Source organism: Kitasatospora sp. NPDC036755 (assembly GCF_040636595.1).
Lineage (GTDB): Bacteria > Actinomycetota > Actinomycetes > Streptomycetales > Streptomycetaceae > Kitasatospora.
The window spans coordinates 21,074-46,855 of record NZ_JBEZUT010000008.1; the positions used below are offsets into that span (position 1 = coordinate 21,074).

Genomic DNA, 25,782 nt, shown 5'->3' on the forward strand with positions numbered 1-25,782 from the left:
GTCTTCCCTGGTCAGGTTGCGAGGCCTTCGGTCACGGTGGTCCGGTACCGGAACGCGGCCGGTCGCGGAACGACGCGTTCACCGATCCTGCGGGCCAAGCCGAAGTCGCCGAGGACACGAACCGCGTCGGCCCCGAGGCGCTCGGCTCCGTCCTCCGACTGGTAGCTCTTCGCCCACTGGGGGAAGCGCCGGAGGAGCCCGGCGGCTTCGACGGTGAGCTGTTCCGGTGTCAGGCCGTCCGGAGCGGCCGTCAGCGGTTCCAGCAGGAGCAGGGCGGCGACGCGGGCCGTCGCGGAGTCGTCGGGGAAGCGGCTGTCGGTGGCAAGCCCCTCCGGGTCCACGAGCAGCAGGCCGTCGGCCCGGTCCTCCAGGACGAAGCCGCCCTGCTCGGCGGCCCGCCGGACGATCTGGCGCCCGGTCGGCGAGGTCAGGTAGGCCAGTTCGTCGGCGCTGAGCTCGTCGTGGTGCAGGACGGGATCGTCGAGGAGCCGGCGCAGCACCGAGTGCCGCAGCCGGAGGTTGCGCTGCGCGTCGGAGGCCTCGGCACCGCCGTACCTGCTCTCGCGCACCGTGCCCCGAAGGAGTCCCTCGAAGCGCAGCGGTATCTCCTCCGCCGGCACGGCCAGCCGGGACGGCCCGACGGGCGCGGCGAGCAGGCGCATCAGTACGGTGGCGTCCACCCGGTAGAGGACCTTGGCCTGCGCCGAGTCGACGAAGCTGTCCGTGACGCCGTCCACCGTGAGGAGCGCACCGTAGGACTCCAGCAGTTTGAGGACGTCCACGAACGCCATCCGCTCGGGCTTGCCCGCCGTGTCGAAGGGCGGCAGCGCCTCGTCGGTGGCACAGGCCTGAACCACCCGGTCGGCGAGCAGGCCGACCGTCGTCACCGGGACCGGGAGCAGCTCGGCCGCGACGACACACAGCAGCGTGTAGCGGCGGCGGTCGAACGGGGCCCTGCCGGACCGCAGTCGGCGGGCGGGGCGCGAGGCGTCGGACACGGTGCGGATCTTGAGCAGGCGCGCGTACCCCAGGCGCGGCTCCACCACCAGCTGCCAGCCGCAGTGGTAGTCGAACCACTTCGTCAAGGGACCCTGGCGGCGGCGGATCAGCTCGAAGGCGGGCGGGTCGCCGCGTTCGGTGATCAGCGGTCGGCCGAGGAGGAGCCTGATGCCCCGGGCGACGTCCTGCCGTTCGGCCAGGACCAGCTGGTTGGCCAGGGTGCTCATGCGGTGCCCTCACGGGTGACCGCCCCCGGGGCGCCCGGGCTTCGGATCTCCACCAGGTAGTCGGGCCCTTCCAGCCGGCCGCGGGAGGTCCGCAGGACGGCCCGTCCGCCGTCGGGAGACGGCCGGAGCACGATCTCGACACGGCCGTCGGACGTGACCGCCCGACGCGCCCCACCGGCGTCCGGTCGTACGGCCAGCGCCCGGCCGAGGAGGTCGAGCAGTCGCTCGAAGACGGTGTGGTCGAGCGTGCGGAAGCCGGACAGCGACACCGGGCCGTCCGCGCCCAGGACGTCCCAGGCCGCTTCGAGTTCGGCCCGCTCCTTCCGGGCCCGCTCGGCCCGGGCGGCCTTGAGGCCACCGATGTCGCGCACCCTTCCGGTGCGGGTGAACCGCTCGGTACGGCCGCTGGTGCGCAGCAGCGCCGAGACCTCCACCGGCGGGGTATCCGCCCAACTGGCCGACGACGGCACCAACTCCGGGTCGGGGTGCGCGAGATGAGCGTGCCGGGCCGGGCCCAGGCCGAAGGCGGCCGACCACAGGCGGTGCAGGTCGTCCTCACCGGGTGCTGCGGCGAACCAGCGGGCCAGCTCCCGGAAGTCCTGGACCGCGCTGGAGGAGCGGCGCCGCGACTCGGTGATCCGGTCGAGGACCTGGAGGAGCGTCACGATCGCCCTCCGTGCCACGTCGTGCAGCTGCTCCACCCGGGGCCGCGCCCCGTCGGCCGGCCGGAACCACGCCTGAAGCCCCTCCCAGCGCGCCCGGCGCCGCTCCAGCCAGGCCGGCGCGGGGTCGCCGTCGGCGGCCGGCGGCAGCTCGGCGCCCCGCAGCGCCCGCGCGTGCAGCAGGCTCACTCCGCGCTGCTCCAGCCGTTCCACGGCGGAGGAGACCGTCTGTCCCCGCTGGTCGAGGTTGACGAGGAACTCCTGGAGATAGGCCACCGTCGCGGCCTTCACCTCGCGGAAGGTCGCCAGGTCCGTGCCCTCGGCGCGCAGCAGGCGCTGCAACTCGCCGTTGAACGCCTTGGTATTGGCCAGCAGCGCCTCCAGGTGCCCCTCCAGCTCCTGCAACGTGGTGAAGACCCGACGGTCCGAGGACGTGGAGTCGCCCAGCAGGACGTACAGCTCGTCGAGCCGGTCCGTGATCGCCTCCAGGACCGCCGTCTGGAGCGCCCCCGTCGAGGCGAGCACGGACAGGGCGTGCTCGACCCCGGCGAACGCGGCCTCGCCGCGCCGGGTCAGCGAGTACTGGAGGTTGCGGCGCTCGTACTCCTCGGCGGTGCGGTAGTTCTCCGCGTGGTTCTGGACGACGTCCAGCAGCTGCCACTCCCTGAGCTTGCGCAGCGCCTCCTGGAGGTCCTCGTCGTGGATCGCGTCGAGCCAGCCGACCGTTCGCAACCGGGCTCGTACGTCGTCCAGCCCGAGCGCGGTCTCCAACCGCTCGTTGGCCGCTCCGAAGGCCTGGAGGATCGCACCGTAGAGTTCGGCCCTCTCCCCCGTCGTGAACCGGAACATCTCCGGCGGCACCCTGCGCAACGGCTGCTCTCCCCTCTGCCCGGCACAACAGTACGCGGACGCACCGGGGCCCCAGCCAGAACCCTCGACATCGCGTCCGCGCAGCTCTGGTGTGATAGACGGCGCCGGTCCGTGCGTACGGTGGAGCAGCTGGGGCACGAAGCCGGGCGGTGGCTCGCCGCCTCCTCGCCGGATTGCTTGCGGGCGGCGCGGAGCCGAATCGGTCCCGGCCACTCGGAGCATCCGGGTCCCCGCCGGAGCGGGCGTACCCGGCTTCACCAGTCGGCAGGCCGACTACCGCGCCCGCCCGGCCCGGTGGGTGGCGATCAGGTCGCGGTACCAGGTGTAGGAGGCCCTGGGGGTGCGCTGCTGGGTCGCGAAGTCGACGTGGACGAGGCCGAAGCGCTGCCTGAACAGCCCCTCGGCCCATTCGAAGTTGTCGAGGAGGGACCAGGTGTAGTAGCCGCGGACGTCGATGCCCTCGGCGGCGGCGCGGGCGAGGGCGTCGAGGTGGGCGGACATGAAGTCGATGCGGGGCTGGTCGGGGACGGTGGACTCCTCGACGGAGCAGCCGTTCTCGGTGATGGTGACGGGCGGCAGGGCCTTGCCGTAGGTGTCGCGGAGGTCGAGCAGGAGGCGGGTGAGGGCGTCGGGGACGACGGGCCAGCCGAAGGCGGTGTGGGGGACGTCGGGGATGTCGACGAGGTCGAAGGGCAGGCCGGGTTCGGTGGGGGCGGCGACCCGGGTGGGGTTGTAGAAGTTGAGGCCGAGGCCGTCGAGGCCGGGGCTGTGGACGAGGTCGAGGTCGCCGTCGCGCACGGCGCCGAAGATGTCGTCGGGGACGCCCAGGGCGGAGAGGTCGGGGTAGCGGCCGAGCAGGACGGGGTCGGTGAACAGCCGGTTGTGGAGGGTGTCGTAGGCCTGGGCGGCGGCCGCGTCGGCGGCGGAGTCGGAGGCGGGCTCGACGGGGGTGAGGTTGTTGGAGAGCATCACCTCCAGCCCCCGCTCGTGCAGGATCGAGGCGGCCAGGCCGTGCCCGAGGAGCTGGTGGTGGGCGGCGGGGAGGGCCTCGAACATCAGGGCGCGGCCGGGGGCGTGGGTGCCGAGGGCGTAGCCGAACACGGTGTGGACGAAGGGCTCGTTGAGGGTGATCCAGGCGGGGACGCGGTCGCCCAGCCGGTCGGTCACGGCGGTCGCGTACTCGGCGAAGCGGTACGCGGTGTCGCGGTCGAGCCAGCCGCCGCGGTCTTCGAGGCCCTGCGGGAGGTCCCAGTGGAAGAGGGTGGGGAGCGGGGTGATGCCCGCCTCCAGCAGGGCGTCCACCAGGCGGTCGTAGAAGGCGAGTCCGGCGGGGTTGACGGCGCCCGCGCCGGTGGGCACCACCCGGGGCCAGGCGACGGAGAAGCGGTAGCCGTCGAGTCCGAGGCCCTTCATCAGGGCGATGTCCTCGGGGTAGCGGTGGTAGTGGTCGCAGGCCACCGCCCCGGTGTGACCGTCGCGGACGGCGCCGGGGCGGGCGGAGAAGGTGTCCCAGACGGACGGGCCGCGGCCGTCCTCGTCGACGGCCCCCTCGATCTGGTAGGCGGCGGTGGCGGCACCCCAGCGGAAGTCCGCCGGCAGGTCGAAGCGGTCCGGCATGGCAGCCTCCTGACATGAATGTGAGGAGGACTCATGTTACTGACGCTGCGTCACAGCGCCAGGGGTCCGGCGCCTGGTTCACGGCTCGACGGCGCACGGCTCGACGGTCGACCCGCTCGACGGTCCACCCGCTCGGCGTCCACCCGCTCGTCTTCCGGGGGGCGAACCGCACCGTCTACGATGAGCGTCGAACGCGAGTGCCCGGGAGGGGAAGCAGTGAGCGTGCGCCGACTGGGGGAACTGGAGGCGGAGATCATGGACCGCCTGTGGAGCTGGGGCCACCCGGCGACCGTCCGCGAACTCGTCGACGACCTGAACCGGTCCCGCCCGCTCGCGTACACCACGGTGATGACCGTCGCCGACGTCCTGCACGGCAAGGGCATGGTGCGCCGGGAGAAGGAGGGACGGGCCTGGCTCTACGAGCCGACCCGCACCCGTGAGTCGTACACCGCGGCGCTCATGCAGGACGCCCTCGCCGTCACCACCGACCGGTCCAGCGCCCTGGCCCACTTCGTCGGACAGATCACCCCGGACGAACAGGACGCCATCCGGCGCGCGCTGCGCTCGCTCACCAGCGACGACCAGGAGTGATCGGGCCCCTCGTCCTGGGCGGCTACGCTGCGGTCATCGGCTTCGTCGTCCCGTCCCTGCTCGCCCGGGCGAAGTGGCCGCTGCGCTCCCCCAGGACGGCGCTGCTGCTCTGGCAGGCGCTGCTGCTGACGTTCGTCGTCTCCGTCGCGCTGGCCTGGTACCACCTGACGCCCACCGGCCGGCACCTGCACGGGTTCCTCGGCGCGACCGAGCAGTGGCTCCTCGGGCCGGACCCGGTCGCCGACACCGACGCCGCCGAACCCTCCGACGGCGCGGAGGGCCTGGGGCTGCTGCTCCCGATCGGCGTCACCCTGCTCTGGCCGGCCGCCTGGTTCGTCACGGTCGCCGTCTCGGCCCGCCGGCGCCGACGGCGCCACGCCGCCCTGCTGGACCTGGTGGGCCGGCCCGCGCCCGAGCTGCGCGCCGTGATCCTCGACCACGCCGTCCCGGCCGCCTACTGCCTTCCCGGCCGGTCGGCCCGCGTCGTCCTGACCAGCGCGGCCGTGCAGTCCCTGACCACCGACCAGCTGCAGGCGCTGCTGGCCCACGAGCGCGCCCACCTGACCGGCCACCACCACCTGCTCACGGCGGCCACCGAGGCGTTCGACCGCGCGTGCCGGATCGTGCCGCTGGCCCGCGCCGCGCGGGAGAGCACCGCGGTCCTGCTCGAAATGGTCTGCGACGACCGCGCCGCGCGGGTCACCTCCCCCCGGGCCCTCGCGGTCGCGATGTGCGAGGTCGCCACGGGCGGCACCCCGCGATCGGCCTTCGCGGCCGGCGGCGACGCCGTTCTGGTCCGGATGCGGCGGCTGCTGCGGCCCCGCGCGCCGCTCCACCCGGCGACGCGGTTCGCCATCCTGTTGCTCGGCGTCGGCGCCACCGTGCTCCCGTACTTCGTGACCTGCGGACCGGTGTGACGGCGGCCCGGCCCCGAAGAGCCCCGCCCGACCACGCCCGACATCGCCCGACCACGCCCGACACCGCCCGACCACGAAGAGGCCCCGCCGCGCCCCGCTCAGTGCAGCAGCACGGCGTCCCCCCGGGCGACCCGACCGGCGGCGAGCACCCGGGCGTGCACGCCCACGCAGGGCCGCGGCCCCATGCCGGCCAACGGCTCCAGCGGGTTGTGCCGCGCGGGGACGCGCAGCGCCTCCGGGTCCCGGGGCAGGCTGCCGTGGGCGAGGGTCGGCACGGCGCAGCGGGGGGTGGGGACGGTGATCCGCAGCCGCAGCCGCGGGCCGATCGTCAGCTCCCGGCCGATCCAGTGGTTCTCGACGAAGCCTCCGGCGCCCTCGTGGCGGATCACGAGGTTCGGCCGGTAGCGCCGGGCCTCGACGGTCCGACGCGGGCTCAGCTCCGCGATCCGGTCGAGCGTGGCGGTGGTGAGCAGATGGAGCGGGGAGTGGTCGAAGAACGTGCCGGCGGGCAGTTCGACGGCGTGCACCGCGCTGTCGGCCGCCTCGCCCCGGCGCAGCACCTCCTCCGGGTCGGCGCGGTCGATCGAGGCGGCGGGCGGCGGCTCGGCGGTGAGGGCGACGGGGCGTGCGAGCAGCTCCGTCAGCGCGTCGGCGTCGAGCTCCGCGCCGTCCGGCCCGGTGACGCGCACGCCGTCGCCGGTCGTCGTCGCCGTGAGCGTGAGCAGCCGCCGCCACAGGCGCGGGTCCTTCGCGCTGGCGACCTTGCCGGTCGCCCGGTCGAGCAGGGCGAACCGCCGGTCGCCGTCGATGCCGCGTCCGGTGACGTCGGCGGCGGGCAGTTCCTCCCCGAGCATCGACTTGACCGGGTAGCGCCACAGCGCCCCGACCGTTCCCACCCGCTGTGCCGTGCCGGCCATCGCGGTCCTCTCCCCTCCGTCGTCCGCGGCCCGGTTCCGTCAGGAACGGAAGAGCGTCTCGATGAGCTCGTGGGCCTGTTCGGGATTGAGCCGCGGGTCGCAGAGCGTCTCGTAGCGGCGGTGCAGGGCGCGTTCGTCCCCGGTGGTCCCGCCGAGGCACTCGGTGACGTCGGCGGCCGCGGTCTCCAGGTGCAGGCCGCCGGCGTGCAGCCCGCGCCGTTCGAGGATCCGCAGGAAGGCCGCGGCCTCCTCGGTGACGGCGCGCAGCTGCCGGGTCTTGGTGCCGTCGGCGGTCCGCACCGTGTTGCCGTGCATGGGGTCGGTCAGCCAGACGACCGGGTGGCCGGCCCGGCGGACGGCGTCGACGAGCCCCGGCATGACCTCCTCGACGCGCGCCCGGCCGAACCGCAGGACGAGTGTCAGCCGGCCGGGCGTGCGTTCCGGGTCGAGCAGGTCGCACAGCCGGACGACCTCGTCGGGGCGGGCGGTCGGTCCGATCTTGCAGGCGAGGGGGTTGCGGACGGTGGCCATCATCTCGACGTGCGCGGAGTCGGGTTGCCTGGTCCGCTCGCCGATCCAGGGCAGGTGGGTGGAGGCCAGGTACTCGGCCCCGCCCTCGGTTGCGGGCCGCACCAGCGGGCCCTCGTAGTCGATGACCAGGGCCTCGTGGCTGCCCCACGGCCCGGTGATCAGCCCGGGGAGCAGCCCGGGGGTCAGCCCGCGGGGCGCGCCGGCCGCGCGCTCGCCGCGCAGGCGGCGGAGGTGGTCGAACGCCCGCAGGCCGGCCCGGTGGGCCAGCAGCATCCGCCGGGGGTCGTGCCGTCGGGCCTCCGGCGTGGGCTCCTCGGAGTTGACCAGGTGGCCCCGGAAGACGGGCAGTTCGAGGTCGCCGTGGCGTTCGGTGGGCGCGGAGCGCGGTTTGGCGAACTGTCCGCCGAGCCGGCCGATCCGGACGACCTCCTGGCCGGTCCGGGCGGCGAGGTGGTCGCCCAGCGCGTCCAGCACGGACACCTTGGCGGCGAGGTGCTCGGCGTCCTGTTCGGCCAGGCTCTCCGCGCAGTCGCCGGCCTGGAGCAGCCGGGCCCCGCCGGCGGCGACCACCGCCAGGCTCCGGTGCAGTTCGGCCACTTCCTCGGGCCGCACCAGGGGTGCGGCCGCGAGCAGGGCGCGCCGGACGGCGGGGTAGGAGGGGTGGTCCTGCCAGTCGGGCTGCTGCCCGGCCGGCAGGAGGTCCCAGACCAGGGGTTCGTCGGCGACGAACAGGTCCGGTTCCTCTATCGGGAGGGAGGACACGGGGTGTCTCCTTCCGAGGGCCGCACCGGGACGTTCGCCGGACCACCCGCCGGACCGTCCGCCGGACCACCTGCCGGACCGCCCACCGGGGCGGCGAGCCGCTCGGTCAGCGCCCGCTTGTCGACCTTCCCCACCGTGGTGAGCGGCAGCGCGCCGACGCACTCCACCCGGTCGGGCAGCTTGTAGGTGGCCAGGCCCCGGGAGACGAGGAAGTCGACCGCCTCCGCGTGGCTCAGCCCGCCGTCGCGGGTGACGGCGAACACGCAGATCCGCTCCCCGAAGTCCGGGTCCGGCATGGGGACGACGGCGGCCTCCAGGACGGCCGGGTGGGCCAGCAGTTCGTTCTCCAGCTCCTCGGCCGCGACCTTCTCGCCGCCCTTGTTGATGACCTCCTTGGTACGGCCCAGGGCGACCACGTGGCCGCCGGGGAGCAGCCGGACGAGGTCGCCGGTGCGGTAGAAGCCGTCCGGGGTGAAGGCGGTGGCGTTGTGCTCCCCGGCCCGGTAGTAGCCGCGCAGCGTGTACGGGCCGCGGGTCAGCAGCTGTCCCGCCGTTCCGGGCGGCACCTCTCGGCCGTTCTCGTCCACCACCCTGAGCTCGTCGGCGGGCGACAGCGGCCGGCCCTGGGTGGTGGCGACGAGCTCGTCCGGGTCGTCGAGCCGGGTGTAGTTGAGCAGCCCCTCGCCCATCCCGAAGACCTGCTGGAGCGCGCAGCCCAGGCTCCCCCGTACCCGGCGGGCGGCCTCGGCCGGGAACTTGGCGCCGCCGGCCTGGAGCAGGCGGAGCGTGGACAGGTCGTCGTCCAGCCACTCGACGGCCTGCATCCAGAGCAGGGCCAGCGGCGGGACCAGGGCCGTCATGGTGACGCCCTCCCGCTCGATGAGGGCGAAGGCCTGATCCGGGCTCGGGTCGGTGGTGAGCACCACCCGGCCGCCGGCGTGCAGGGTGCCGAGTACGCCCGGGCAGCCGAGCGCGAAGTTGTGCGCGACCGGCAGGGCGGCCAGGTACACGGTGTCGCCGTCCAGCTCGCAGACCTCGGCGCTGGCGCGGAGGTTGTAGGCGTAGTCGGTGTGCGTCCTGGGGATGAGCTTCGGCTGCCCGGTGGTGCCGCCGGAGAGCAGGAAGAAGGCCACGTCCTCGGGGTTCGGCGGCGCCGGCCGCGCGAGCGGCGCCCCGTCCCGACCGTCCGGGTCCTTCCGATCAGCCAGGTCAGCCAGGTCAGCCGGGTCGGCCAAGCCGGCAAGGTCGGCCAGGTCGGCCAGCGGCACGAACTCGGCCGCGTCGCCGGCCACGATGACGTGCTCGAGGCCCGGGACCGTCCGCCGGACCCGGCGCGCCAGTTCCCGGTAGTCGAAGCCGAGGTCCCGGTCGGCGATGACGTAGGCGGTCGCCTCGGTCAGGGCGCTGAGCGCGCCGATCTCGTGCTCCCGGTGGGCGGGCAGCGCCAGCACCGGCAGCGCGCCGATCCGGCAGAGGGCGAAGAACACCGGCAGGAACTCGACCACGTTGGGCAGTTGGAGGACGACCCGGTCGCCCGGGGAGATGCCGAGCCGGAGCAGTCCGCCGGCGAGCCGGTCGGCCCAGGCGTCCAGTTCCCGGAAGGTCACCCGCCGTTCGCCGGCGGTGACGGCGACGCCGTCCCCGTAGGCCTCCGCCCAGCCGGTGAGCAGGCCGCCGATGGTGACGTCCTGCCAGTAGCCCTCCTCCCGGTACTTCCGGCTCAGTTCCTCGGGCCACGGCACGAAACCCGCAAGCATGTGTTCGTCCTCCCTCTCGTCGCTGGTCTGTCGGGTCGTCGCGGGTGGTTCGTCAGGGCCGGTCGGCCGGGGCGGCGGCGATCACGTGGGGGGCCACGCTGGAGAGCTTCTCGCGGGTCTCCTCCAGTTCCCGGGCGGGGACGGAGTCGGCGACGATGCCGGCGCCGGCGCGCAGCCAGGCGTGGCCGTCCTTCTCGTAGAGCGCGCGCAGGACCAGCGCCGCGTCCATCGAGCCGTCGCTGGAGGCGGTGAGGACGGCTCCGGAGTACAGCCCCCGCGGGCTGGGCTCCAGCCGGGCGATCCGCTCGTAGGCGGGCTCCTTGGGGATGCCGGACGCGGTGATCGCGGGGAAGAGCGCCTCCAGGGCGTCCCAGGCGGTCCGGTCCGGGGCCAGCCGTCCGACCACCCGCGAGCCGAGGTGCTGGACGCTGCCGCGCGGCTTGACGCTCATGAAGTCGCTGACGGCGACCGAGTCCTCGTCGCAGACCGTGAGCAGTTCCTCGTGGCCGAGCTTCACCGAGATGGCGTGCTCGTAGATCTCCTTGGCGTCGGTGAGGAGTTGCTCCCGCAGCCGGGCGTCCCGCTCGGCGCCGAGACCGTGGGCCCGGGTGCCGGCCAGGGGCTGGGTGGAGACCGCCCCGGTGGCGTCGACCTCGACCACCGTCTCGGGGCTGAAGCCCATCGCCTTCCAGCCGCCCAGGTCGAGCAGGAAGGAGCGGGCGGGGGTGTTGCGGCGGCGGCCGTGCAGGTAGGTCGCCGGAATGTCGACGGCCCCGGCGATCGGCACCGGCCGCGAGATGATCACCTTCTGCAGTTCGCCGCGCCGGATGTCGTCCACCGCGACGGCGACGGCCTTCTGGTACATCTCGGCCCCGTACGCGTCGACCGGGACGGGGGTCGGCGTGGCGTCCGGCTCGGGCCGGGCGGTCTCCACGACCTCGCGGACCCGCTCGGCGGAGGCCTGTTCGGCCGCCCGGACCAGGATCCGGTCGGCCCGCAGCCGGACCTCGGTGCGCGGCACGATCAGGTGGAGCAGCGGGGTGCCGGAGGGCACCTCGATCCGGCGGCGGACCAGGTAGCTGAGCTCGAAGGCGGCCCAGCCGTAGACGTTCCAGTCGCTGATCGGCAGGCGCCCGAGGGCCGCCGCCACCTGGGCGAGCGGGCGTTCGCCGAGCGGTTCGACGCTCTCCTCGCCGCCCCAGCGGACTCTGAGTCCCTCGGCGTCGAGGACGAGCTCGCCGAGCGCGCCGCCGGCGTAGCACCACTGCGGTCCGCGCTCGTAGACGACGTGCCGGTCGTGGAGACCGGCGCGGGCGAGCGCGGTGGCGGCGACCAGCGGGTCGAACTCGCCGGTGAGCGTGGTGTGCTGGTACGGGTTCATCTGTGCCTCGTTTCCGGTGCCCGCACGGGCACGCTGTGGCGGGAAGTCGTGGGCCGGGCGTCTCTTGCGGGTCTTGTCGGGCGCACCCGGCGGGGACCCGCGGGGCACGCCCTACCGCGCGGACGGGAGCAGTCGGCCGAGGACCAGCCGGGCGATCCCGGCGGTGTGCTCGCCGAGGAAGAAGTGCCCTCCGGGGAAGACCTCCAGGGTGCAGCGGCCGGTGGTGTGGCGCTTCCAGTCGTCGGCTTCGGCGACGGTCACCCTGGGGTCGTCGGCGCCGGTCAGGACGGTGACCGGGCAGCCGGGCTCCCGGCCGGGCCGGTGCCGGTAGGTCTCGATGGCCCGGTAGTCGCGGCGGACTCCGGGCAGCAGCAGCCGCAGCACGTCCGGGTCGTCCAGCAGGCCGGGGTCGGTGCCGCCCAGTTCCCTGAGTTCGGCCGCCAGTTCCCGGTCGGACTTCAGGTGGGCGTTCTCCTCGCGGACCCGGCAGGGAGCCCGGCGGCCGGAGACGATCAGCGCGGCGGGGGGTGCGCCGGCCTCGTGCTCCAGCCGCCGGGCCGTCTCGTAGGCCAGGACGGCGCCCATGCTGTGGCCGAACAAGGCCAGGGGCCGGTCGTCGAGCAGCGGCACCAGGGCCCGGACGATCCCGTCGGTGAGCGCCCCGACGGAGTCGAGTCCCGGTTCGGCCCGGCGGTCCTGGCGTCCCGGGTACTGCACGGCGAGCGTCTCCACCGCCGGGGCGAGCGCGGCGGACAGCGGGAACCAGAAGCCGGCCGCGCCGCCGGCGTGCGGCAGGCAGAGCAGGCGGACGGGGGCGTCCGCGGCCAGGTGGAAGCGCCTGATCCAGCGGGAGTCCGTCGCGAGGGCGGGGCTCATCGGGCGGCCCCCGCCGTCGCGTCGGTGGCAGCTCCGGCGGGACCGACGGGGCCCGCCGAGCCGTCCCACAGGTCGGCGGCGGTGACCTCGACGGGCCGGTCCCAGAGGTCGACGGCGGAGCCGAGCCGGTTCAGCAGGTCCCGGTAGGCCTCCAGCATGTCGTCCACCAGGCCGGCGGGGAACAGCTCGTCGACGGCGTCCCAGGCCAGCCGGACGGAGTCCTCCGTCCGGTACACCTGGTGGTCGAGCCAGACCTGCGGCGTCTGGGAGAGCATCCAGGTCAGCTCGCCCAGTTCGGTGCGGAACTCCGGGCCGACGAAGTCGGATCCCAGGTTGCAGGCGAAGACCACGGGGGCGCCGACCCGCCGGCCGCCGTGGGCCCGGCGCAGGTCCCGCAGCACGTTCAGGGTGGAGTACTGGGCGTGCGAGGCGTTCTGCTGGACCTGCCGCTGGAGCCCGCGGACCCGCTCGGCGAACGGGGCCGGCCGGCGCAGGTCGACGTTCAGCAGGACCAGGTTGGTGAAGTCGGCGACCAGTTCGCCGACCGCCGGGTGCAGCGGCTGGCGGTCGAAGAGCGGCACGTTGAGCAGGAAGTTCCGCTCCGCGCTCCAGGCACCGAGGACCTCGGCGTAGGCGGTGGCGAGCACCATGGCGGGGGTGAGGCCGTGCGCGCGGGCCCGCCCGGTGATGCGCTCCCACTCCTGGGCTCCGAGGTCGAAGGCGCGCCGGGAGAAGCGGGTCGCGGCGAGTTCCTCGGGCTGCTTCGCCAGCGGCAGCCTGGGCCCGCTGGTGGGCAGTTCGGGGATCAGGCCGGCCCAGTGGGCGCGGGACTCGGCGGCCGGGCTGCCGGCCGTGCCGGGGGTTCCGCTCCAGGCCCGGTAGTCCTCCAGGTACTGGGCGAAGCCGTACCCGGGTGCCGGGGCCGGCCGGTCGGGGTCGCGGTAGGCCTTGGCGAGGTCGGTGAGCAGCACCTCGATGCTGGCGACGTCCGCGACCAGCAGGTCGATGTTGGCGTGGAGCCGGCTGCGCTCGCCGGGCAGCAGCGAGAGCCGCAGGTCGAAGACCTCGCCGGCGGCGACGTCGAGGCGGCGGTGGGACAGCCCGGACCGGACCTCCGCCAGGCCCTGCTCGACCCGCGCCTCCTCGGCCGCGCGGAAGTCGTGGACGGTGAGGCCGGGCCAGGGGCTCCGGTCGAGGATCTGCTGCCGTCCGTCGTCGAGGAACCGCGCGCGCAGCATCTCGTGCCGGGCGAGGAGCCGGCGTACGGCCGTCTCCAGCCGGTCGGGCCGCACGGCGCCGCCGTCGAACTCCAGGTAGGCGTGGCAGCCGACCCCGCCGAGGGTCATCTCGTCGCCGCGGCCGATCCAGTAGGCCCGCTGGACCGGGGTGAGGTCGAAGGCGGCCCCCGGGTCGACCGCCCGCCGGGCCGGCACGGCATCGGCGGCCCCGGCGGCCCCGGCGGCCGGACGGGCCGTCAGCAGCGCGTGCCAGCGCTCGACGGTGGGGTGTTCGGCCAGCTTCTGGAAGGTGACGTCGGCGCCCGCGCGGCGCCAGCCGCCCGCGAGCTTCATCATGCGGATGGAGTCCATCCCGTGGCGGATCAGGTTGTCCGTGTCGGGGACGGTGTCGGCGGCCACGCCGAGCAGGCCGGCCACGGTGCGCCGGACGTCGTCCCGCGACAGCTCCGCGGCGGGCGTTCCGGGCTTCGTTCCGGGCTTCGTTCCGGGCTGGTTTCCGAGCTGCTTTCCGGGCTGGTTTCCGAGCTGCTTTCCGGGCTGGTTTCCGAGCTGCTTTCCGGTCATCGGCGGTCCCTCGGGTGTGCGGCCTCGACGGAAGGGCCGGTCGTGGACGGCCCGGCGGCCGTCCGGGTCGGGCGCGGGATCTCCCGCGGGCCGGTCACGTCCGCTCGCCGAAGGTGGTGGCCGGTCCGTTCAGGCCGGTCAGGATGCGCTGGAGGTTCTCGACCAGGGTGCGCTCGGCGATCGGGTCGAGGATCGCCGCCAGGCTGGCCATGCCCAGGTCGAACTCGGCGTCGAACCGGATCACCACCCGGTCGCCGGCCCGCTCGACCCGCCAGGCCCCGTCGAAGGACGCGAAGTCCCCGGTGGTCTGGGCGAAGGTGATGGAGCGGTCGGCCGGGTCGATGACCTCGTTCTCGGACCACCGCATCACGCCGTTGCGGAAGTTGACCGCCCACTCGGTGTCGACGACGCCGTCCGCGCGCTCGGTGACCTTCACCTCCCGGACGGCGTCGGTGAACTCGGGGTAGCGCCCGAAGTCGGACAGCCGCGCGAAGACCGTGTCGATGTCGGTCTCCGGGACGTACGCCTCGAGGGTGACCTGTCGCGTCACAGCGTTCCTTCCAGGGTGGTGGCCGCGTCGTCGAAGGCGGTGAGCAGCCAGTCGACGTCGCTCGGGGTGAGGACGGCGGGCGGGGTGAACCGGATCACCCGGTGGGCGTTGAGGCTGTGGTTGACCAGGACGCCGCGGTCGTGCAGTTCCAGGACGAAGGCGCCCGCGGTGTGCTCGTCCCTGAACTCGACGCCGATGAGCAGTCCGGCCCCGCGGATCCCGGCGACCAGGCCGGGGCAGCGTTCGGCGACGATCCGGGTCAGCCCGTCCAGCAGGGTGCGGCCCAGCGCGGCGGCGCGCTCGACCAGCCCCTCGGCCTCGATGGTCCGTACGGCGGCGCGGGCGGCGGCCATGGCGATCGGCGAGGCCGCGAAGGTCGAGGTGTGCAGGAACGGGTCCCGGCTGAACGGCTCGTAGGCGGCGTCGGTGGCCACCATGGCCGCGACGGGCACCACCCCGCCGCTCAGGCCCTTGCCGACCAGCAGGACGTCGGGGCTGATCCGCTCGCGGTCGGCGCCCCACCAGGAGCCCAGCCGGCCGAGGCCGGTCTGGATCTCGTCCAGCACCAGGAAGGCGCCGGCCGCCCGGCAGAGCCGCTGGACCTCGGTGAGGTAGCCCTCCGGCGGGATGATCACGCCGCCTTCGCCCTGGACGGGTTCGAGGACCACGCAGGTGTCGGCGTCGATCGCGCCGGCCAGCGCGGCGGCGTCGCCGTACGGCACGTGCGAGACGTCCGCCAGCAGGGGGCGGAACGGCTCCTGGTAGAGCTCCTTGGCGGTGAGCGAGAGCGCACCCATGGTCTTGCCGTGGAAGCCCCCAATGGCCGAGACGAGCCGCCGTTTGCCGTGCGTCCGGGCGAGTTTGACGGCCGCTTCGACCGCCTCGGCGCCGGAGTTCACGAAGTGGACCCGGTCGAGGCCCTCGGGGGTGACGCCGGCCAGGGCGGCGGCGGCCCGGGCCGCGGTGGGCTCCAGCAGCAGCCGCGTCGACATCGGGTGCGACCGGGCCTGGGCGACCACGGCCTCGACGACGGCGGGGTGGGTGTGCCCCAGGAGGAAGACGCCGTAGCCGCCGCAGTCCAGGAAGCGCCGCCCGTCGGCGCCGAGGACGTGCGCGGCGTGCGAGGAGACCTCCTGGTCGCCGCCGGTGAGCTCGGCGAGACTGGCCCGGCCCTTGCTCAGGTGGCGGCGGTAGAGCTCCGCGACGGCCGGTTCGGTTCCGGTGGTCATGCGGCCACCTCCCGGGGGCGGACCAGGCCCTTGACCCGGGCGTAGTGGAGCATGGACGCGGTGAAGGCGTCCTCCAGGTCCCCGGTGCCGGGCCGGCGCACGCCGGGGACGAGCGGGTAGTCGCTGCGGAAGGGCTCGGCGGTCCGGAACAGGGCGGTCATGGCCAGCATGTCGTCGAACCGGCGCTGCTGTGCCTTCGGCAGCGACTCGATGAAGACCGGCCGGATCAGCCGTTCCACCATGTCCGCGGAGACGAACCGCGGGGCGTGCGGTTCCGGGCCGAACCGCCGGCCGAGTTCCAGGGCCAGTTCGACGATCCGCCCGGCGGTCGGGGCGGCCTCTCCCCCGGTCACCCAGTACTCCCCGCCGGTCGTGCCCGCCCGGACCAGGCCGACGATCACCTCGGCGACCAGGTCCTGCGGGACGAAGTCGATCCGGGTCTCCGGCGGGAGCGGCAGCATCGGCAGCGCGCCCCGCAGGATCGCGCCGGCGATCGCGTGCAGGCCCTGGAACTGCGAGATCCGCCCGGTGACGGTGTCGCCGATGACGACCGAGGGCCGGATGATGTTCGCGGCCGCCCCGGAGTCCAGGACGGCCCGTTCGGCGGTGCGCTTGCTGTCCAGGTAGATCTCCGGCCGGGCGCCGCCGCACCCCTCCCGGGCGAGGTCCTGCCGGGACACGAAGGCGGTGCTGACGTGCTGCAGCGGCGCGGACGCCCGGCGGGCGAACGCCAGGACGGCCGAACTGCCGCGCACGTTCAGCTCGTTGGTCAGGTCGGGGTCGACGCTGAACCCGGTGATCGCGGCGCAGTGCACCACCGCGTCGACACGGTCGGCCAGGTCCTCGTACGCCGCCCGGTCGAGGCCGAAGTACGGCCGGGTGAGGTCGCCGCGGACGTTGACCACCCGCGGTCCGGTCACCGGCTTGCTGTGGGTGAGGCAGACGACGGTGCGGTCGGTCAGCCGTTCCAGTACCGCCTGGCCGACGACGCCGCTCGCTCCGGTGAGCAGGACGACGGGGCCGGGCTTCGAAGTGGGAGTCATCGCGGTTCCCTCAGCCGACGCGCAGGGGACGGCCGGCGAAGTGGTCGCACAGCTGCCCGGACATGTGGGTGCGGGACGGCGGGTGGAACATCAGGGCGGCGCAGGCCGCCGTCAGGTACGCCCCGTCGCCCGACCCGATGTAGGCCATGCCGCCGAGCAGTTCCACCGCCTTGCGGTTGATCCGGCCGATGGCGTCCTGGACGGCGTAGCGCACGCACAGCACCCGGGCGAGCATCTCCGCGCCCCGCTCCCCGGCGTCCACGGCCCGGGCGACGCCCTCCAGCATGGCCGCCGCGGCCTCGGCCTCGACGACCAGCCCCGCGCGCTCGACCGCGTCCGCCCGCGCGGCCTCCAGCACGCCCTCCACCAGGGCGCCGGCCGCCCCCAGGTAGGTGGCGGTGACCAGGAGTTCGAACCAGATGAAGCCGCTGGTCTGGAGCGCGTCGGGCTGCTGGTCCTCGGTGTTGTCGGTCATCACGACGAGCCGGCCGGGCACCTCGACGTCCTTGAGGACCACCTCGTCGCTCTCGGCGCCGGCCAGCACGAAGTTGTTCCAGAAGGGCCGGACCTCCAGCCCGGGGCTGTCCGACGGGACGACCACGACGGCCATCCGGTCGCGGCCGTCCTCGTCGGCGACCGCCACCGAGGCGGTCAGCAGGTCCATCGAGCCCGACAGCGAGCACGGCTTCTTGGAGCCGGTCACCCGCAGGCCGTCGCCGTGCCGCACGGCGCGCAGCGCCGGGGAGAGGATGGCCGCCCCGGTGCGGCCCTCGGCGAAGCCGGAGGCGACCAGCAGCCGGCCGGTCGCGATGCCCTCCAGCAGCATCCACTCCCAGCCGTCGCCGCGGCCGGCCTCGGCGAGGCTGGCGACGGAGAAGTGGTGCATGGTGGTGGCGACCCCGAGCGAGGGGGTCCTGGCGCCGATCGCCCGCTGGACGCGGACCGCCTCCAGCGCGGTGGCGCCGGCGCCGCCCTGCTCGGCCGGGATCAGCAGGCCCGTGCCGCCCGCGGCCTTGAACAGGGCCAGCGCGGGGTTGCCGGGCCGCTCCAGGTCCGCGAGCGGGATCCGGGCGAGGTCGGCGTCGAGGCCGGGCATGAACCGCTGAAGGGTCGCCCGTTCGGTTTCCAAGAACCGCATGGTGAAGTTCCCCCGTGTGTAGGTGGTTCGGCTCGACCGGATTCCGGTCGAGGGACGCCTCGGTCCAGGATCTGACCGAGGGTCGGGTGGAGAGGGTGGAGAGAGCCCCGGCCGGGCGTCCGCCCGGTCGGGACCGCTGGTGAGAGGTGGGTCGATCGGGGCCCGGCCGGCAGATCCGCCCGGTCGGGACCCGGTGGTGGGACGTGGGCCGGCTACCGCTGGTCGAGCGGTTCCCCCAGCCAGGCCGCGACCCGGTCGGCGATCGCCGCGGGCCGGTCGTCGGTGACGATCGAGTAGTGGTCCTCGTCCCAGACCTCGGCGTCGAGGCCGGGGCAGACGTCCTGCCAGGCGGGGACCGGGTCCGGGCGGTCGACCGCGCCGGCCACCAGGAGCAGCGTGGGCACGTCGGACTTGTCCGCCCGGTGGCGGCCCAGGGCCGCCAGGTTGTGCGCGTGGACGCGCATCAGCAGCTCGTACTGCCGCACGTCGGTCCCGGCGGGCAGCAGCCCGTGGGCGACCGACGCCCGCGCCGCCGTCCCCGTCAGCGTGGCGGGCGGCGCGTCCAGGACGGCGGCGCGCACCGCTTCGGGCAGGCGCCCGCCGGCGAGGTCGGCGAGGAACTCCAGGTGCCCGGCCGTCTCGGTGGCGGTCTCCCGGGACTCGGTGAGGTCGCTGTCGACCATGAACACCCGGACCTCGTGGCCCCGTTCGGCGAGCTGCCGGCCGACCTCGTGGGCGAGGACGCCGCCCATCGACCAGCCGCCCAGCAGGTACGGGCCTTCGGCCGACACCTGCTGGAGCTCCTCGCGGTAGGCCGTCGCCATCGTCTCCACGTCGGGGTCGAGGACGGCGGTGGTGCCCTGGGCGAGCGCCCGGCTCTGGAAGGCGTGGACGGGGCCGGGCCAGGACCGGGCCAGCGCGGTGTAGCTGCTCACCGAGCCGCCCACCGGGTGGAACAGGAAGAGCTCCCGCCCCGCCGTCCCGCCCGGGCCGCCGGCCAGGGCGACCCGGCAGCCGGCCGGCCGGTCCTGCTCCGCGATGCGCCCGGCCAGCGCCCGCACCGTCGCCGCCTCGAAGACCTGGCCGAACGGCAGCTCGACCGCCAGCTCGGCGCGGACCCGGTTGATCAGCCGCAGCGCGAGCAGCGAGTTGCCGCCCAGCGCGAAGAAGTCGTCGTCCGGTGCGACCGCGGGCAGTTCCAGCAGGTCGGCCCAGAGCGCGCACAGCCGGTCGACCAGCTCGCCGCCGGTGCCCCCGGCCGCGGCGGAGGCCTGCCCGGCGGGCGGGGCCTGGGCGGCGAGCTCGGCCAGCGCCCCGGCGACGTCCACCTTGCCGTTGGCCGTCAGCGGCAGCTTCTCCAGGACGTGCAGCCGCGCGGGGACGAGGTAGTGCGGCAGCCGCGTCCGCAGGTGGGCGAGGACCGTCCGGCCGTCGAGGGCCTCGCCCTCGCGGGGGACGACGAGCGCCACCAGGCGCCGCTGCCCGCCCGGGGTGGGCGCGCCGCTGACCACGCACTCCCGCACCGCGGGGTGTTCGCGGATCGCCGTCTCCACCTCTCCCGGTTCGACCCGGAAACCCTGGATCTTGAGCTGGCGGTCCTCGCGGCCCAGGAACTCGATGGTGCCGTCCGGCCGGTAGCGGCCGAGGTCGCCCGTGACGTACAGGCGCTCGCCGGTCCCGGGGTGCCGGATGAACCGCTCGTCGGTGCGCCCGGCGTCCCGCCAGTAGCCCCGGCTGAGCCCGACGCCGCCGATGAGGATCCGGCCGACCGCCCACGGCGGGCGGAGGTCCAGGCGGTGGTCCAGCACCCGCATGGTCTGGTTGCGCAGCGGGACCCCGTACGGGATGCTCCGCCAGGCCGGGTCGACCCGCTCGATCTCGAAGACGTTCGACCAGATCGAGGCCTCCGTGGCGCCGCCCATCGCGACGACCCGGGTGCCGGGCCAGACGGACCGCAGGCGGTCCGGCAGCTCGGTGGGGATCCAGTCACCGCTCATCAGGAAGGCGCGCACCGGCGGCAGGCCCGCCTCGGGCCGCTGTTCGACGACCTCGGCGAGCATCTGGGCGAGCGCGGGCACCGAGTTCCACACCGTCGCGCCGTGCCGCACCGCGGCCCGCACCCAGCCGAGCGGGTCGGGGCGGCGGCTCGCCTCCGGGAGCACCAGGGCGGCGCCGGCGGCGAGCGCGCCGAAGACGTCCCAGACGGAGAGGTCGAAGCTCAGCGAGGAGATCCCGAAGACCCGGTCCTCGGGGGCGAGCGCCAGCCGCCGGTTGACGTCCTGGACGGTGTTGACCGCGGCCCGGTGCTCGATCATGACGCCCTTGGGCAGGCCGGTCGAGCCCGAGGTGTGGATGACGTACGCGAGGTCGGCCGGATCGCCGACCCGGGCGCAGGTCTGGCCGGCGGCCGGTTCGAGGGCGTCCACGGAGAGCACCGGGCGCTCGCCGAGCGCGCCGATCCGCTCCTCGGCCGGGGACTGGACCAGCGCGACCCGCGCGGAGCAGGCCTCCAGCAGGTGGGCGATCCGCTCGTCCGGCAGGCCGGCGTCGACGGGGCAGTACGCCGCGCCGGCCCGCAGCACGCCCAGGGCGGCGGCGACCTGCTCCCAGCCCTTGGTCATGACGACGGGGACCACGTCCCCCCGGCCGACCCCCAGGGCGCCCAGCCGGCAGGCCACCGCCCGGGAGCGGGCCTCCAGTTCGCCGTACGTCACCGACCGGTGGGCGGTCAGCACGGCGGGGGCGGCCGGGCGCAGCGCCGCCTGGCGCAGGAAGCCGTCCTCCAGGCGCTCGGCCGGCGGGGCCGCGACGGGCCCGTTCAGCTCGGCGATCCGGGCGTGGTGCCCGGCGGAGACCGGGTCCGGCGCTGCCGTCGCCCCGGCGGGCCCGGCCAGCTCGTCGAGCATCCGCCCGTACGCCTCGAACATCAGCTCCGGCAGGCCGGGCGGGAAGGCCTCGTCGACGACGTCCCAGACGCAGTCGACGCCGCCGTCGGTCCCGTCGTGGAGCTGGTTGTCCACCAGCACCTGGGGGGTGCGCAGGTCGCTGAACACCTCGCGGCAGGCGAGCCGGCCCCGGCCGGAGCCGGTCGGCGCCGGCCCGGTGGCGGTCCCGGCCTTCAGCATGCTGGTGAAGACGTACGGCAGGGCGGCGCGGGAGGTCCAGCCGCGGCGGGCGGCCAGTTCGCGGGTGATCCGCACGCCGGCCACGTCGGCGTTCTGCAGGTCCTGCCAGACCCGGCGCTGCAGCCGCCGGGCCCGCTCCCAGAAGTCGCCGGACCCCGCCAGGTCCACCTCCAGCGGGAGGGTGGCGCCGAACTGGCCCACCACGCCCGCCATGTGGGGCCGGGTGGTCGCCCAGTTCTGGTGCAGCAGGTTCAGGCTGAAGTGCGGGGAGGCGGCCCAGGCGCCGAGCACCTCGGCGAAGACGTGGCAGAGCGCGGTGGTCGGCAGCACCCGGTGCTGCCGGAAGGCGGCGGACAGGCGCTGCCACTGCTGCCGGGTCAGCCGGTGGGTGCGGCGGGTGAAGCGCACCGTGCCGATGGCCGCGGGCCGACCGGCGAGCGGCAGCCGGGGCGCGTCGGGCAGCCGGTCGAGGCGCTCCTCCCAGTACCGCCACTGCTCCCGGTACTCGGGGCTGTCCTCGTGCGCGAGCAGCTCCAGCCGGCAGTCCCGGTAGCCGAGCGCCGGGGCGGGGAGCTCGGCGGCGGGGTCGTGGTAGTACGCCCGCCACTCGTCGACGACCTGGCGGATCCCCCGGCCGTCCAGCAGCAGCAGGCTCATCGCGAGGTGGACCCGGACGCGGTGCGGCCGCAGGCGGTTGACGACGAGGGCGAACAGCGGCCAGTGGGTGGGGTCCACCCCCTCGCGGCACATCCGCTCCCTGGTCCGGGCGAGTTCGGCCTGCCGGGCCGGCTCGTCGAGGCCGGTCAGGTCGGTCACGGTGAGCCGGACGGGCGGGGTCCGGTCGTCCGTCAGCACCCGCTGGGCGCCGGCGTCCTCGACCACGGTGCGCAGGTGGTCGTGCCGGCGCAGCAGCCGGTTCAGCGCGTCCTCGGCGCGGGCCGGGTCGAAGTCGACCAGGTCGAGTTCGACGTAGTAGGCGGGCAGGAAGCCGCCGAGTTCGACCAGCCGGGAGGCGCCGACCAGGTAGGCCTCCTGGAGCGGGGTCAGCGGGAAGGGGGCGTGCCGGGACACCGGGTCGGTCCGGGTCACCGGGCCGCCTCCAGCTGCTCGGCGAGCACGGCGGCGAGTTCGGCGACGGTCGGGGCCTGGAACAGCAGGTCGACGGCCTCGTCACCGCTCTGCCGGATGCCCAGTTCGGCGCGGAGCCGGCCGATGACGCGCACCGCGTGCAGCGAGTCGCCGCCCAGGTCGAAGAAGTTGTCGTCGACCCCGAAGTCGTCGCGGCCGAGCGCGTCGACCCACATCTCCAGCAGCCGCTCCTGCAGCGCCGTGCGCGGCGCCGTGCGGTCCTCCGGGGCGCGTTCGCGCCAGGGCGTGGGCAGCGCCGACCGGTCGACCTTGCCGTTGGCGCTCAGCGGCAGCCGGTCGAGCACCAGGTAGTGGTGCGGGACCATGTACTCGGGCAGCAGGTCGCCCAGCACCTTGTGCAGGGCGGCCGGGTCCAGGGCCTCCCGCCCGGCGGGCGCGCCCGCGACCAGCACGTGCTGGACCAGGGCGCGGACGGCCGGTCCGGTGTCGGGGACGGAGGCGAAGCGGGTGAAGCCGGCGGCCGTCAGCTGCTCCTGCCACTCCCGGACCGCGAGCAGGGTGGCCTCGCGCTGGTCCTGGTAGTTCCCGAAGCCTTCCAGGAAGGCGAAACTGATCATGTTCAGCGGGGAGTTGACGGTGCCCTCGATGAGCACCAGCAGCCCGCCGGGGGCGAGCAGGCTCCGGACGGTGGCCAGGGCGCGTCCCAGGTCCTTCGCGTCGTGTAGGACGTTCGCCGCCACGACGACGTCGGCGCTGCCGGGTGCCAGGCCCTGGGCGGCCGGCTCCTGGTCGATGTCGAACAGGCCGTAGCTGACGAAGGGGTAGACGCTCTCGTAGCGGCGGCGGGCCTCGGTGGTGAAGGCCGTGGAGAGGTCGGTGAAGTGGTACCGGACGCGGTCGGCGGGCAGTTCGGGGAGGATCCGGTCGCAGGTGGAGCCGGTGCCGGCGCCCAGTTCGAGGATCCGGACCGGCCGGTCGGCGGGGAACCGCTCCACGAAGGAGCGCACGGTGGCGGCGGCGATCCGGTTCTGCAGCCGGGCGGCCGGGTTCGCGGCGTACAGGGCCTCGGTCACCCGCCAGTCGCCGTCCGGGAGCAGGAGCTGGAGAGGCCGGACCGTGCCCCGGAGCATCGGGAGCTGCTGGTCCACGCACTCGGTGAAGTAGTCCAGCAGGACGCGGTCGGGGCCGGAGACGGTGAACGCGGCCAGCTCGGCGGCGATCCGCGCGTCCAGCGCGTCCGGGTCGAACGGCCGCTCGGCGCGGTAGCGGCCGGGCTCCCCGGTGGCGCTGAGCAGGCCTTCGGCGGCGAGGACCGCGAGCCACTGGGCGACCAGGCCGCGGTACAGCGGGCGCAGGCCGTTGCGGGTGACGACCTCGTCGGCGGTGGCGGTGTCGCCGGCGGCGGTGAAGGCGCCGAGCCGGGCGAGGCCGCGGGCCATGACCGCGGGGGCGAGCGCCTCAAGCCGCTGCCAGAGGTTCTCGAACGTCGCGATGTCGTCGGCGAGTTCGGCCACGGCGAGGCCGAGCTCGGCCTCGCCGGCCGCCCGTGCGGCGGACCAGGCGGCGTCGCCGTCCGGGGCGGCGGCCGTCTCCGTCCGCTCCTCGGGCAGGAGGTAGGCGACGAGTTGCCGGCGGTCGGTGGCGGGGTTGGTGTCGACGGTGAGGAGCGCGTCGCCCACGCCGGGCTGACGGCGCAGCACCGCGGCGATCTCGTCCAGCTCGATGCGGTACCCGTTGAGCTTGACCTGGGTGTCCTCCCGGCCGAGGAACTCGATGTCGCCGCCGGGCAGGTAGCGGCCGACGTCGCCGGTCCGGTAGAGGTACTCGCCGGTCACCGGGTGGACGACGAACCGCTCGGCGGTCCGCTCCGGGTCGGCCCAGTAGCCCTTGGCCACGCCGACGCCGCCGATGAGGATCTCCCCGGTGGCCCAGACCGGGCACGGGTCGAGCCGGCGGTCGAGCACCTGGAGCGTCTGGTTGGCCATCGGCTTGCCGTAGGGGATGCGGCTCCACTGCGGCGGGACCTCGCCGATCGGGTAGGTGACCGACCAGATGGACGCCTCGGTCGCGCCGCCGAGGCTGTTGACCCGCGCCCCGGGGTGGGCGGCGCGGATCGCGTCCGGCAGCGACACGGGGATCCAGTCGCCGCTGAGCAGCACCACCCGCAGGGTCGGGGTTGCGGCGTCCGCGGCGGCCGGGGCGGGGGCGTCCAGCCAGACGCGCATCAGGGCGGGGACGGAGTTCCAGACGGTGACGCCGTGCCGCCGGACCAGCTCGGACCAGTGCTCGGGGTCGTGGGCCCGGCCGGGTGCGGGCATGACCACGGTGGCGCCGGCGGCCAGGGTGCCGAAGACGTCGTAGACGGAGAGGTCGAAGCTGAGCGAGGACAGGGCGAGCACCCGGTCCTCGGGGCCGATCCGGAAGCGCCGGTTGACGTCCTGGACGGTGTTGGCGGCGCCCTGGTGGTCGATCATCACGCCCTTGGGCCGGCCGGTGGAGCCGGAGGTGAAGATGACGTAGGCCAGGTCCTCCGGTGCGGGGCCGGTCGGGAGCGGCCCGGTGGAGGCCTCGCGCACCTCGGCGTCGTCGAGGGTGACCAGCCGGACGCCGGTGGGCCAGGCCAGTTCGTCGCGCAGCCGGGGAGTGGTGACCACGATCCGCACGCCGCCCTGCTCCATGACCTGGGCCCGGCGCGCGGCCGGCCACTGCGGGTCGACGGGCAGGTAGGCGGCGCCGGAGAGGGCGACCCCGAGGACGGCGGGCACCTGGGCCCGGCCCTTCTCCACGACGACGCCGACCAGGCTGCCCGGCTTCGCGTCGAGCGCGGTCAGACGGCGGGCCAGGCGCCGGGCCTCGGCCACGGTCTCGCCGTAGGTGAGCTGTCCGTCGTCCGCGATCACGGCGAGGGCGTCGGGGCGTTCGGCGGCCCGTTCCTCGACCAGGCGGCCGAGGGTGGTGACGGGGATCGGCTCGGCGGTGCTGTTGGCCTCGGCGCGCTCGGCGGCCTGCCAGTGCGGCAGCGCGGTGAGGCGGGCCCGGCCGTCCCAGGCGTCCTGGTCGGTCGCCAGCCGGTCGAGGGCGGCGGCGCAGACCGCCGTCAGGTCGGCCGGCAGGCCGTCGGGCAGCAGTGCTTCGTGAACGTTCCATGCGAAGGAGAGCCCGCCGGCCTCCTCGGTGGCCTGCCAGGTCGGACGACATCGGTCCGGCTCGTCCGCCCGGCGCGTGGCGTCGCCCCCGGCCCGGTCGAGCTGCTGCCGGATCCGGCGCACCCGCGCGGTGAAGGTGTCGTCGGGGAGGGTGTCGAAGGTCAGTGGCAGCGCCCGGCCGGACCGCACCAGGTCCAGCGTGAACTCGTCCGCGGGGGTCCACAGGCGCACCACCTCGGCGCAGACTGCCGTCAGGACGTCGGCCGGGGCGAGCCCCCGGCGCTCCGCCTCGCGGCGCAGGGCCGTCCAGGCCTCCCGGCCGATCCGCCCCGCGTGGGCGGTGACCGCGGCCTGCTCCTCGTCGGCCGCCGAGTGCGGCGCGGCCGGCAGTTCGGGGCCCTCGGCCCGGCTCGGGATCCGCAGTTCGATTCCCTCGCCGGGCATTTCTCTGAGCAGGTTCGACGCCATTTCCCATTCTCCCCGTGATGACACTTTTCGAAATCTCCATAGCGCGTTCCGAGCCATTTCCATTCGCTCGGAATTTCTACCGTCG

At 74.8% G+C, this 25,782-nt stretch carries 17 protein-coding genes; 2 read left to right on the forward strand and 15 right to left on the reverse strand.

The annotated features are described in order from the left end of the window. Positions 1-11: 11 nt before the first annotated feature. The 3 genes from AB0E96_RS02440 to AB0E96_RS02450 all read right to left on the reverse strand — a co-directional run bounded on the left by AB0E96_RS02440 (position 12) and on the right by AB0E96_RS02450 (position 4,375). Positions 12-1,226 carry a TIGR02678 family protein gene (locus AB0E96_RS02440; RefSeq protein ID WP_359817535.1) on the reverse strand — a complete coding sequence of 405 codons (1,215 nt, stop codon included), beginning with the start codon at positions 1,224-1,226 and terminating at the stop codon, positions 12-14. Further along, a complete protein-coding gene (locus AB0E96_RS02445) occupies positions 1,223-2,737 on the reverse strand; it encodes a TIGR02677 family protein (RefSeq protein WP_359817537.1) in 1,515 nt (504 codons plus the stop codon). The genes AB0E96_RS02440 and AB0E96_RS02445 overlap by 4 nt, the downstream gene beginning before the upstream one ends. Positions 2,738-3,031: 294 nt before the next feature. Beyond that, positions 3,032-4,375, reverse strand: coding sequence for a GH1 family beta-glucosidase (locus AB0E96_RS02450; RefSeq protein WP_359817539.1), 1,344 nt, complete (start codon positions 4,373-4,375; stop codon positions 3,032-3,034). A gap of 222 nt (positions 4,376-4,597) precedes the next feature. Here AB0E96_RS02450 and AB0E96_RS02455 point away from each other — a divergent pair, with 222 nt between their 5' ends. Beyond that, positions 4,598-4,966 (forward strand): BlaI/MecI/CopY family transcriptional regulator, encoded by a 369-nt coding sequence (locus AB0E96_RS02455; protein WP_359817576.1) that lies wholly within the window; start codon positions 4,598-4,600, stop codon positions 4,964-4,966. Next, positions 4,963-5,883 carry a M56 family metallopeptidase gene (locus tag AB0E96_RS02460; RefSeq protein WP_359817541.1) on the forward strand — a complete coding sequence of 307 codons (921 nt, stop codon included), beginning with the start codon at positions 4,963-4,965 and terminating at the stop codon, positions 5,881-5,883. The genes AB0E96_RS02455 and AB0E96_RS02460 overlap by 4 nt, the downstream gene beginning before the upstream one ends. Positions 5,884-5,981: 98 nt before the next feature. Here the strand turns inward: AB0E96_RS02460 and AB0E96_RS02465 are convergent, their stop codons facing one another. From AB0E96_RS02465 to AB0E96_RS02520, 12 genes are all read right to left on the reverse strand, one after another. Beyond that, positions 5,982-6,800, reverse strand: coding sequence for an MOSC N-terminal beta barrel domain-containing protein (locus tag AB0E96_RS02465; RefSeq protein ID WP_359817543.1), 819 nt, complete (start codon positions 6,798-6,800; stop codon positions 5,982-5,984). Between the two features lie 39 nt (positions 6,801-6,839). Then, a complete protein-coding gene (locus tag AB0E96_RS02470) occupies positions 6,840-8,093 on the reverse strand; it encodes a 3-deoxy-7-phosphoheptulonate synthase (protein ID WP_359817545.1) in 1,254 nt (417 codons plus the stop codon). Beyond that, positions 8,075-9,850 (reverse strand): AMP-binding protein, encoded by a 1,776-nt coding sequence (locus tag AB0E96_RS02475; protein WP_359817547.1) that lies wholly within the window; start codon positions 9,848-9,850, stop codon positions 8,075-8,077. Before AB0E96_RS02475 ends, AB0E96_RS02470 begins: the two co-directional genes overlap by 19 nt. A 52-nt stretch (positions 9,851-9,902) precedes the next feature. Further along, positions 9,903-11,231: a salicylate synthase gene (locus AB0E96_RS02480; protein WP_359817549.1), complete on the reverse strand. Its 1,329-nt coding sequence runs from the start codon at positions 11,229-11,231 to the stop codon at positions 9,903-9,905. Positions 11,232-11,342: 111 nt separating this feature from the next. Further along, on the reverse strand, positions 11,343-12,107 hold the full coding sequence (locus AB0E96_RS02485; RefSeq protein WP_359817551.1) for an alpha/beta fold hydrolase: 765 nt from the start codon (positions 12,105-12,107) through the stop codon (positions 11,343-11,345). After that, the gene (locus AB0E96_RS02490) at positions 12,104-13,909 is read right to left on the reverse strand and encodes a condensation domain-containing protein (protein WP_359817553.1); all 1,806 of its coding nucleotides are present in this window, start codon (positions 13,907-13,909) and stop codon (positions 12,104-12,106) included. Before AB0E96_RS02490 ends, AB0E96_RS02485 begins: the two co-directional genes overlap by 4 nt. A gap of 94 nt (positions 13,910-14,003) precedes the next feature. Further along, positions 14,004-14,459 (reverse strand): SRPBCC family protein, encoded by a 456-nt coding sequence (locus tag AB0E96_RS02495; RefSeq protein ID WP_359817555.1) that lies wholly within the window; start codon positions 14,457-14,459, stop codon positions 14,004-14,006. Next, positions 14,456-15,688, reverse strand: a complete 1,233-nt coding sequence (locus AB0E96_RS02500; protein ID WP_359817557.1) for an aminotransferase class III-fold pyridoxal phosphate-dependent enzyme — start codon at positions 15,686-15,688, stop codon at positions 14,456-14,458. Before AB0E96_RS02500 ends, AB0E96_RS02495 begins: the two co-directional genes overlap by 4 nt. Next, on the reverse strand, positions 15,685-16,731 hold the full coding sequence (locus AB0E96_RS02505) for an SDR family oxidoreductase (RefSeq protein WP_359817559.1): 1,047 nt from the start codon (positions 16,729-16,731) through the stop codon (positions 15,685-15,687). The genes AB0E96_RS02500 and AB0E96_RS02505 overlap by 4 nt, the downstream gene beginning before the upstream one ends. 10 nt (positions 16,732-16,741) lie before the next feature. Beyond that, complete coding sequence (locus tag AB0E96_RS02510; protein ID WP_359817561.1) at positions 16,742-17,869, reverse strand: acyl-CoA dehydrogenase family protein; 1,128 nt, start codon at positions 17,867-17,869, stop codon at positions 16,742-16,744. Between the two features lie 212 nt (positions 17,870-18,081). Next, positions 18,082-22,083 (reverse strand): amino acid adenylation domain-containing protein, encoded by a 4,002-nt coding sequence (locus tag AB0E96_RS02515; protein WP_359817563.1) that lies wholly within the window; start codon positions 22,081-22,083, stop codon positions 18,082-18,084. After that, positions 22,080-25,697 carry an amino acid adenylation domain-containing protein gene (locus AB0E96_RS02520; RefSeq protein WP_359817565.1) on the reverse strand — a complete coding sequence of 1,206 codons (3,618 nt, stop codon included), beginning with the start codon at positions 25,695-25,697 and terminating at the stop codon, positions 22,080-22,082. The genes AB0E96_RS02515 and AB0E96_RS02520 overlap by 4 nt, the downstream gene beginning before the upstream one ends. Positions 25,698-25,782: the final 85 nt, after the last annotated feature.

What these genes read in the sequence shown, in the direction of transcription:
- AB0E96_RS02440 (WP_359817535.1), bottom strand. Translation starts at nt 1,226, where the DNA reads ATGAGCACCCTGGCCAACCAGCTGGTCCTGGCCGAACGGCAGGACGTC.
- AB0E96_RS02505 (WP_359817559.1), bottom strand. Translation starts at nt 16,731, where the DNA reads ATGACTCCCACTTCGAAGCCCGGCCCCGTCGTCCTGCTCACCGGAGCG.
- AB0E96_RS02475 (WP_359817547.1), bottom strand. Translation starts at nt 9,850, where the DNA reads ATGCTTGCGGGTTTCGTGCCGTGGCCCGAGGAACTGAGCCGGAAGTAC.
- AB0E96_RS02490 (WP_359817553.1), bottom strand. Translation starts at nt 13,909, where the DNA reads ATGACCGGAAAGCAGCTCGGAAACCAGCCCGGAAAGCAGCTCGGAAAC.
- AB0E96_RS02465 (WP_359817543.1), bottom strand. Translation starts at nt 6,800, where the DNA reads ATGGCCGGCACGGCACAGCGGGTGGGAACGGTCGGGGCGCTGTGGCGC.
- AB0E96_RS02450 (WP_359817539.1), bottom strand. Translation starts at nt 4,375, where the DNA reads ATGCCGGACCGCTTCGACCTGCCGGCGGACTTCCGCTGGGGTGCCGCC.
- AB0E96_RS02445 (WP_359817537.1), bottom strand. Translation starts at nt 2,737, where the DNA reads ATGTTCCGGTTCACGACGGGGGAGAGGGCCGAACTCTACGGTGCGATC.
- AB0E96_RS02520 (WP_359817565.1), bottom strand. Translation starts at nt 25,697, where the DNA reads ATGGCGTCGAACCTGCTCAGAGAAATGCCCGGCGAGGGAATCGAACTG.
- AB0E96_RS02485 (WP_359817551.1), bottom strand. Translation starts at nt 12,107, where the DNA reads ATGAGCCCCGCCCTCGCGACGGACTCCCGCTGGATCAGGCGCTTCCAC.
- AB0E96_RS02510 (WP_359817561.1), bottom strand. Translation starts at nt 17,869, where the DNA reads ATGCGGTTCTTGGAAACCGAACGGGCGACCCTTCAGCGGTTCATGCCC.
- AB0E96_RS02500 (WP_359817557.1), bottom strand. Translation starts at nt 15,688, where the DNA reads ATGACCACCGGAACCGAACCGGCCGTCGCGGAGCTCTACCGCCGCCAC.
- AB0E96_RS02480 (WP_359817549.1), bottom strand. Translation starts at nt 11,231, where the DNA reads ATGAACCCGTACCAGCACACCACGCTCACCGGCGAGTTCGACCCGCTG.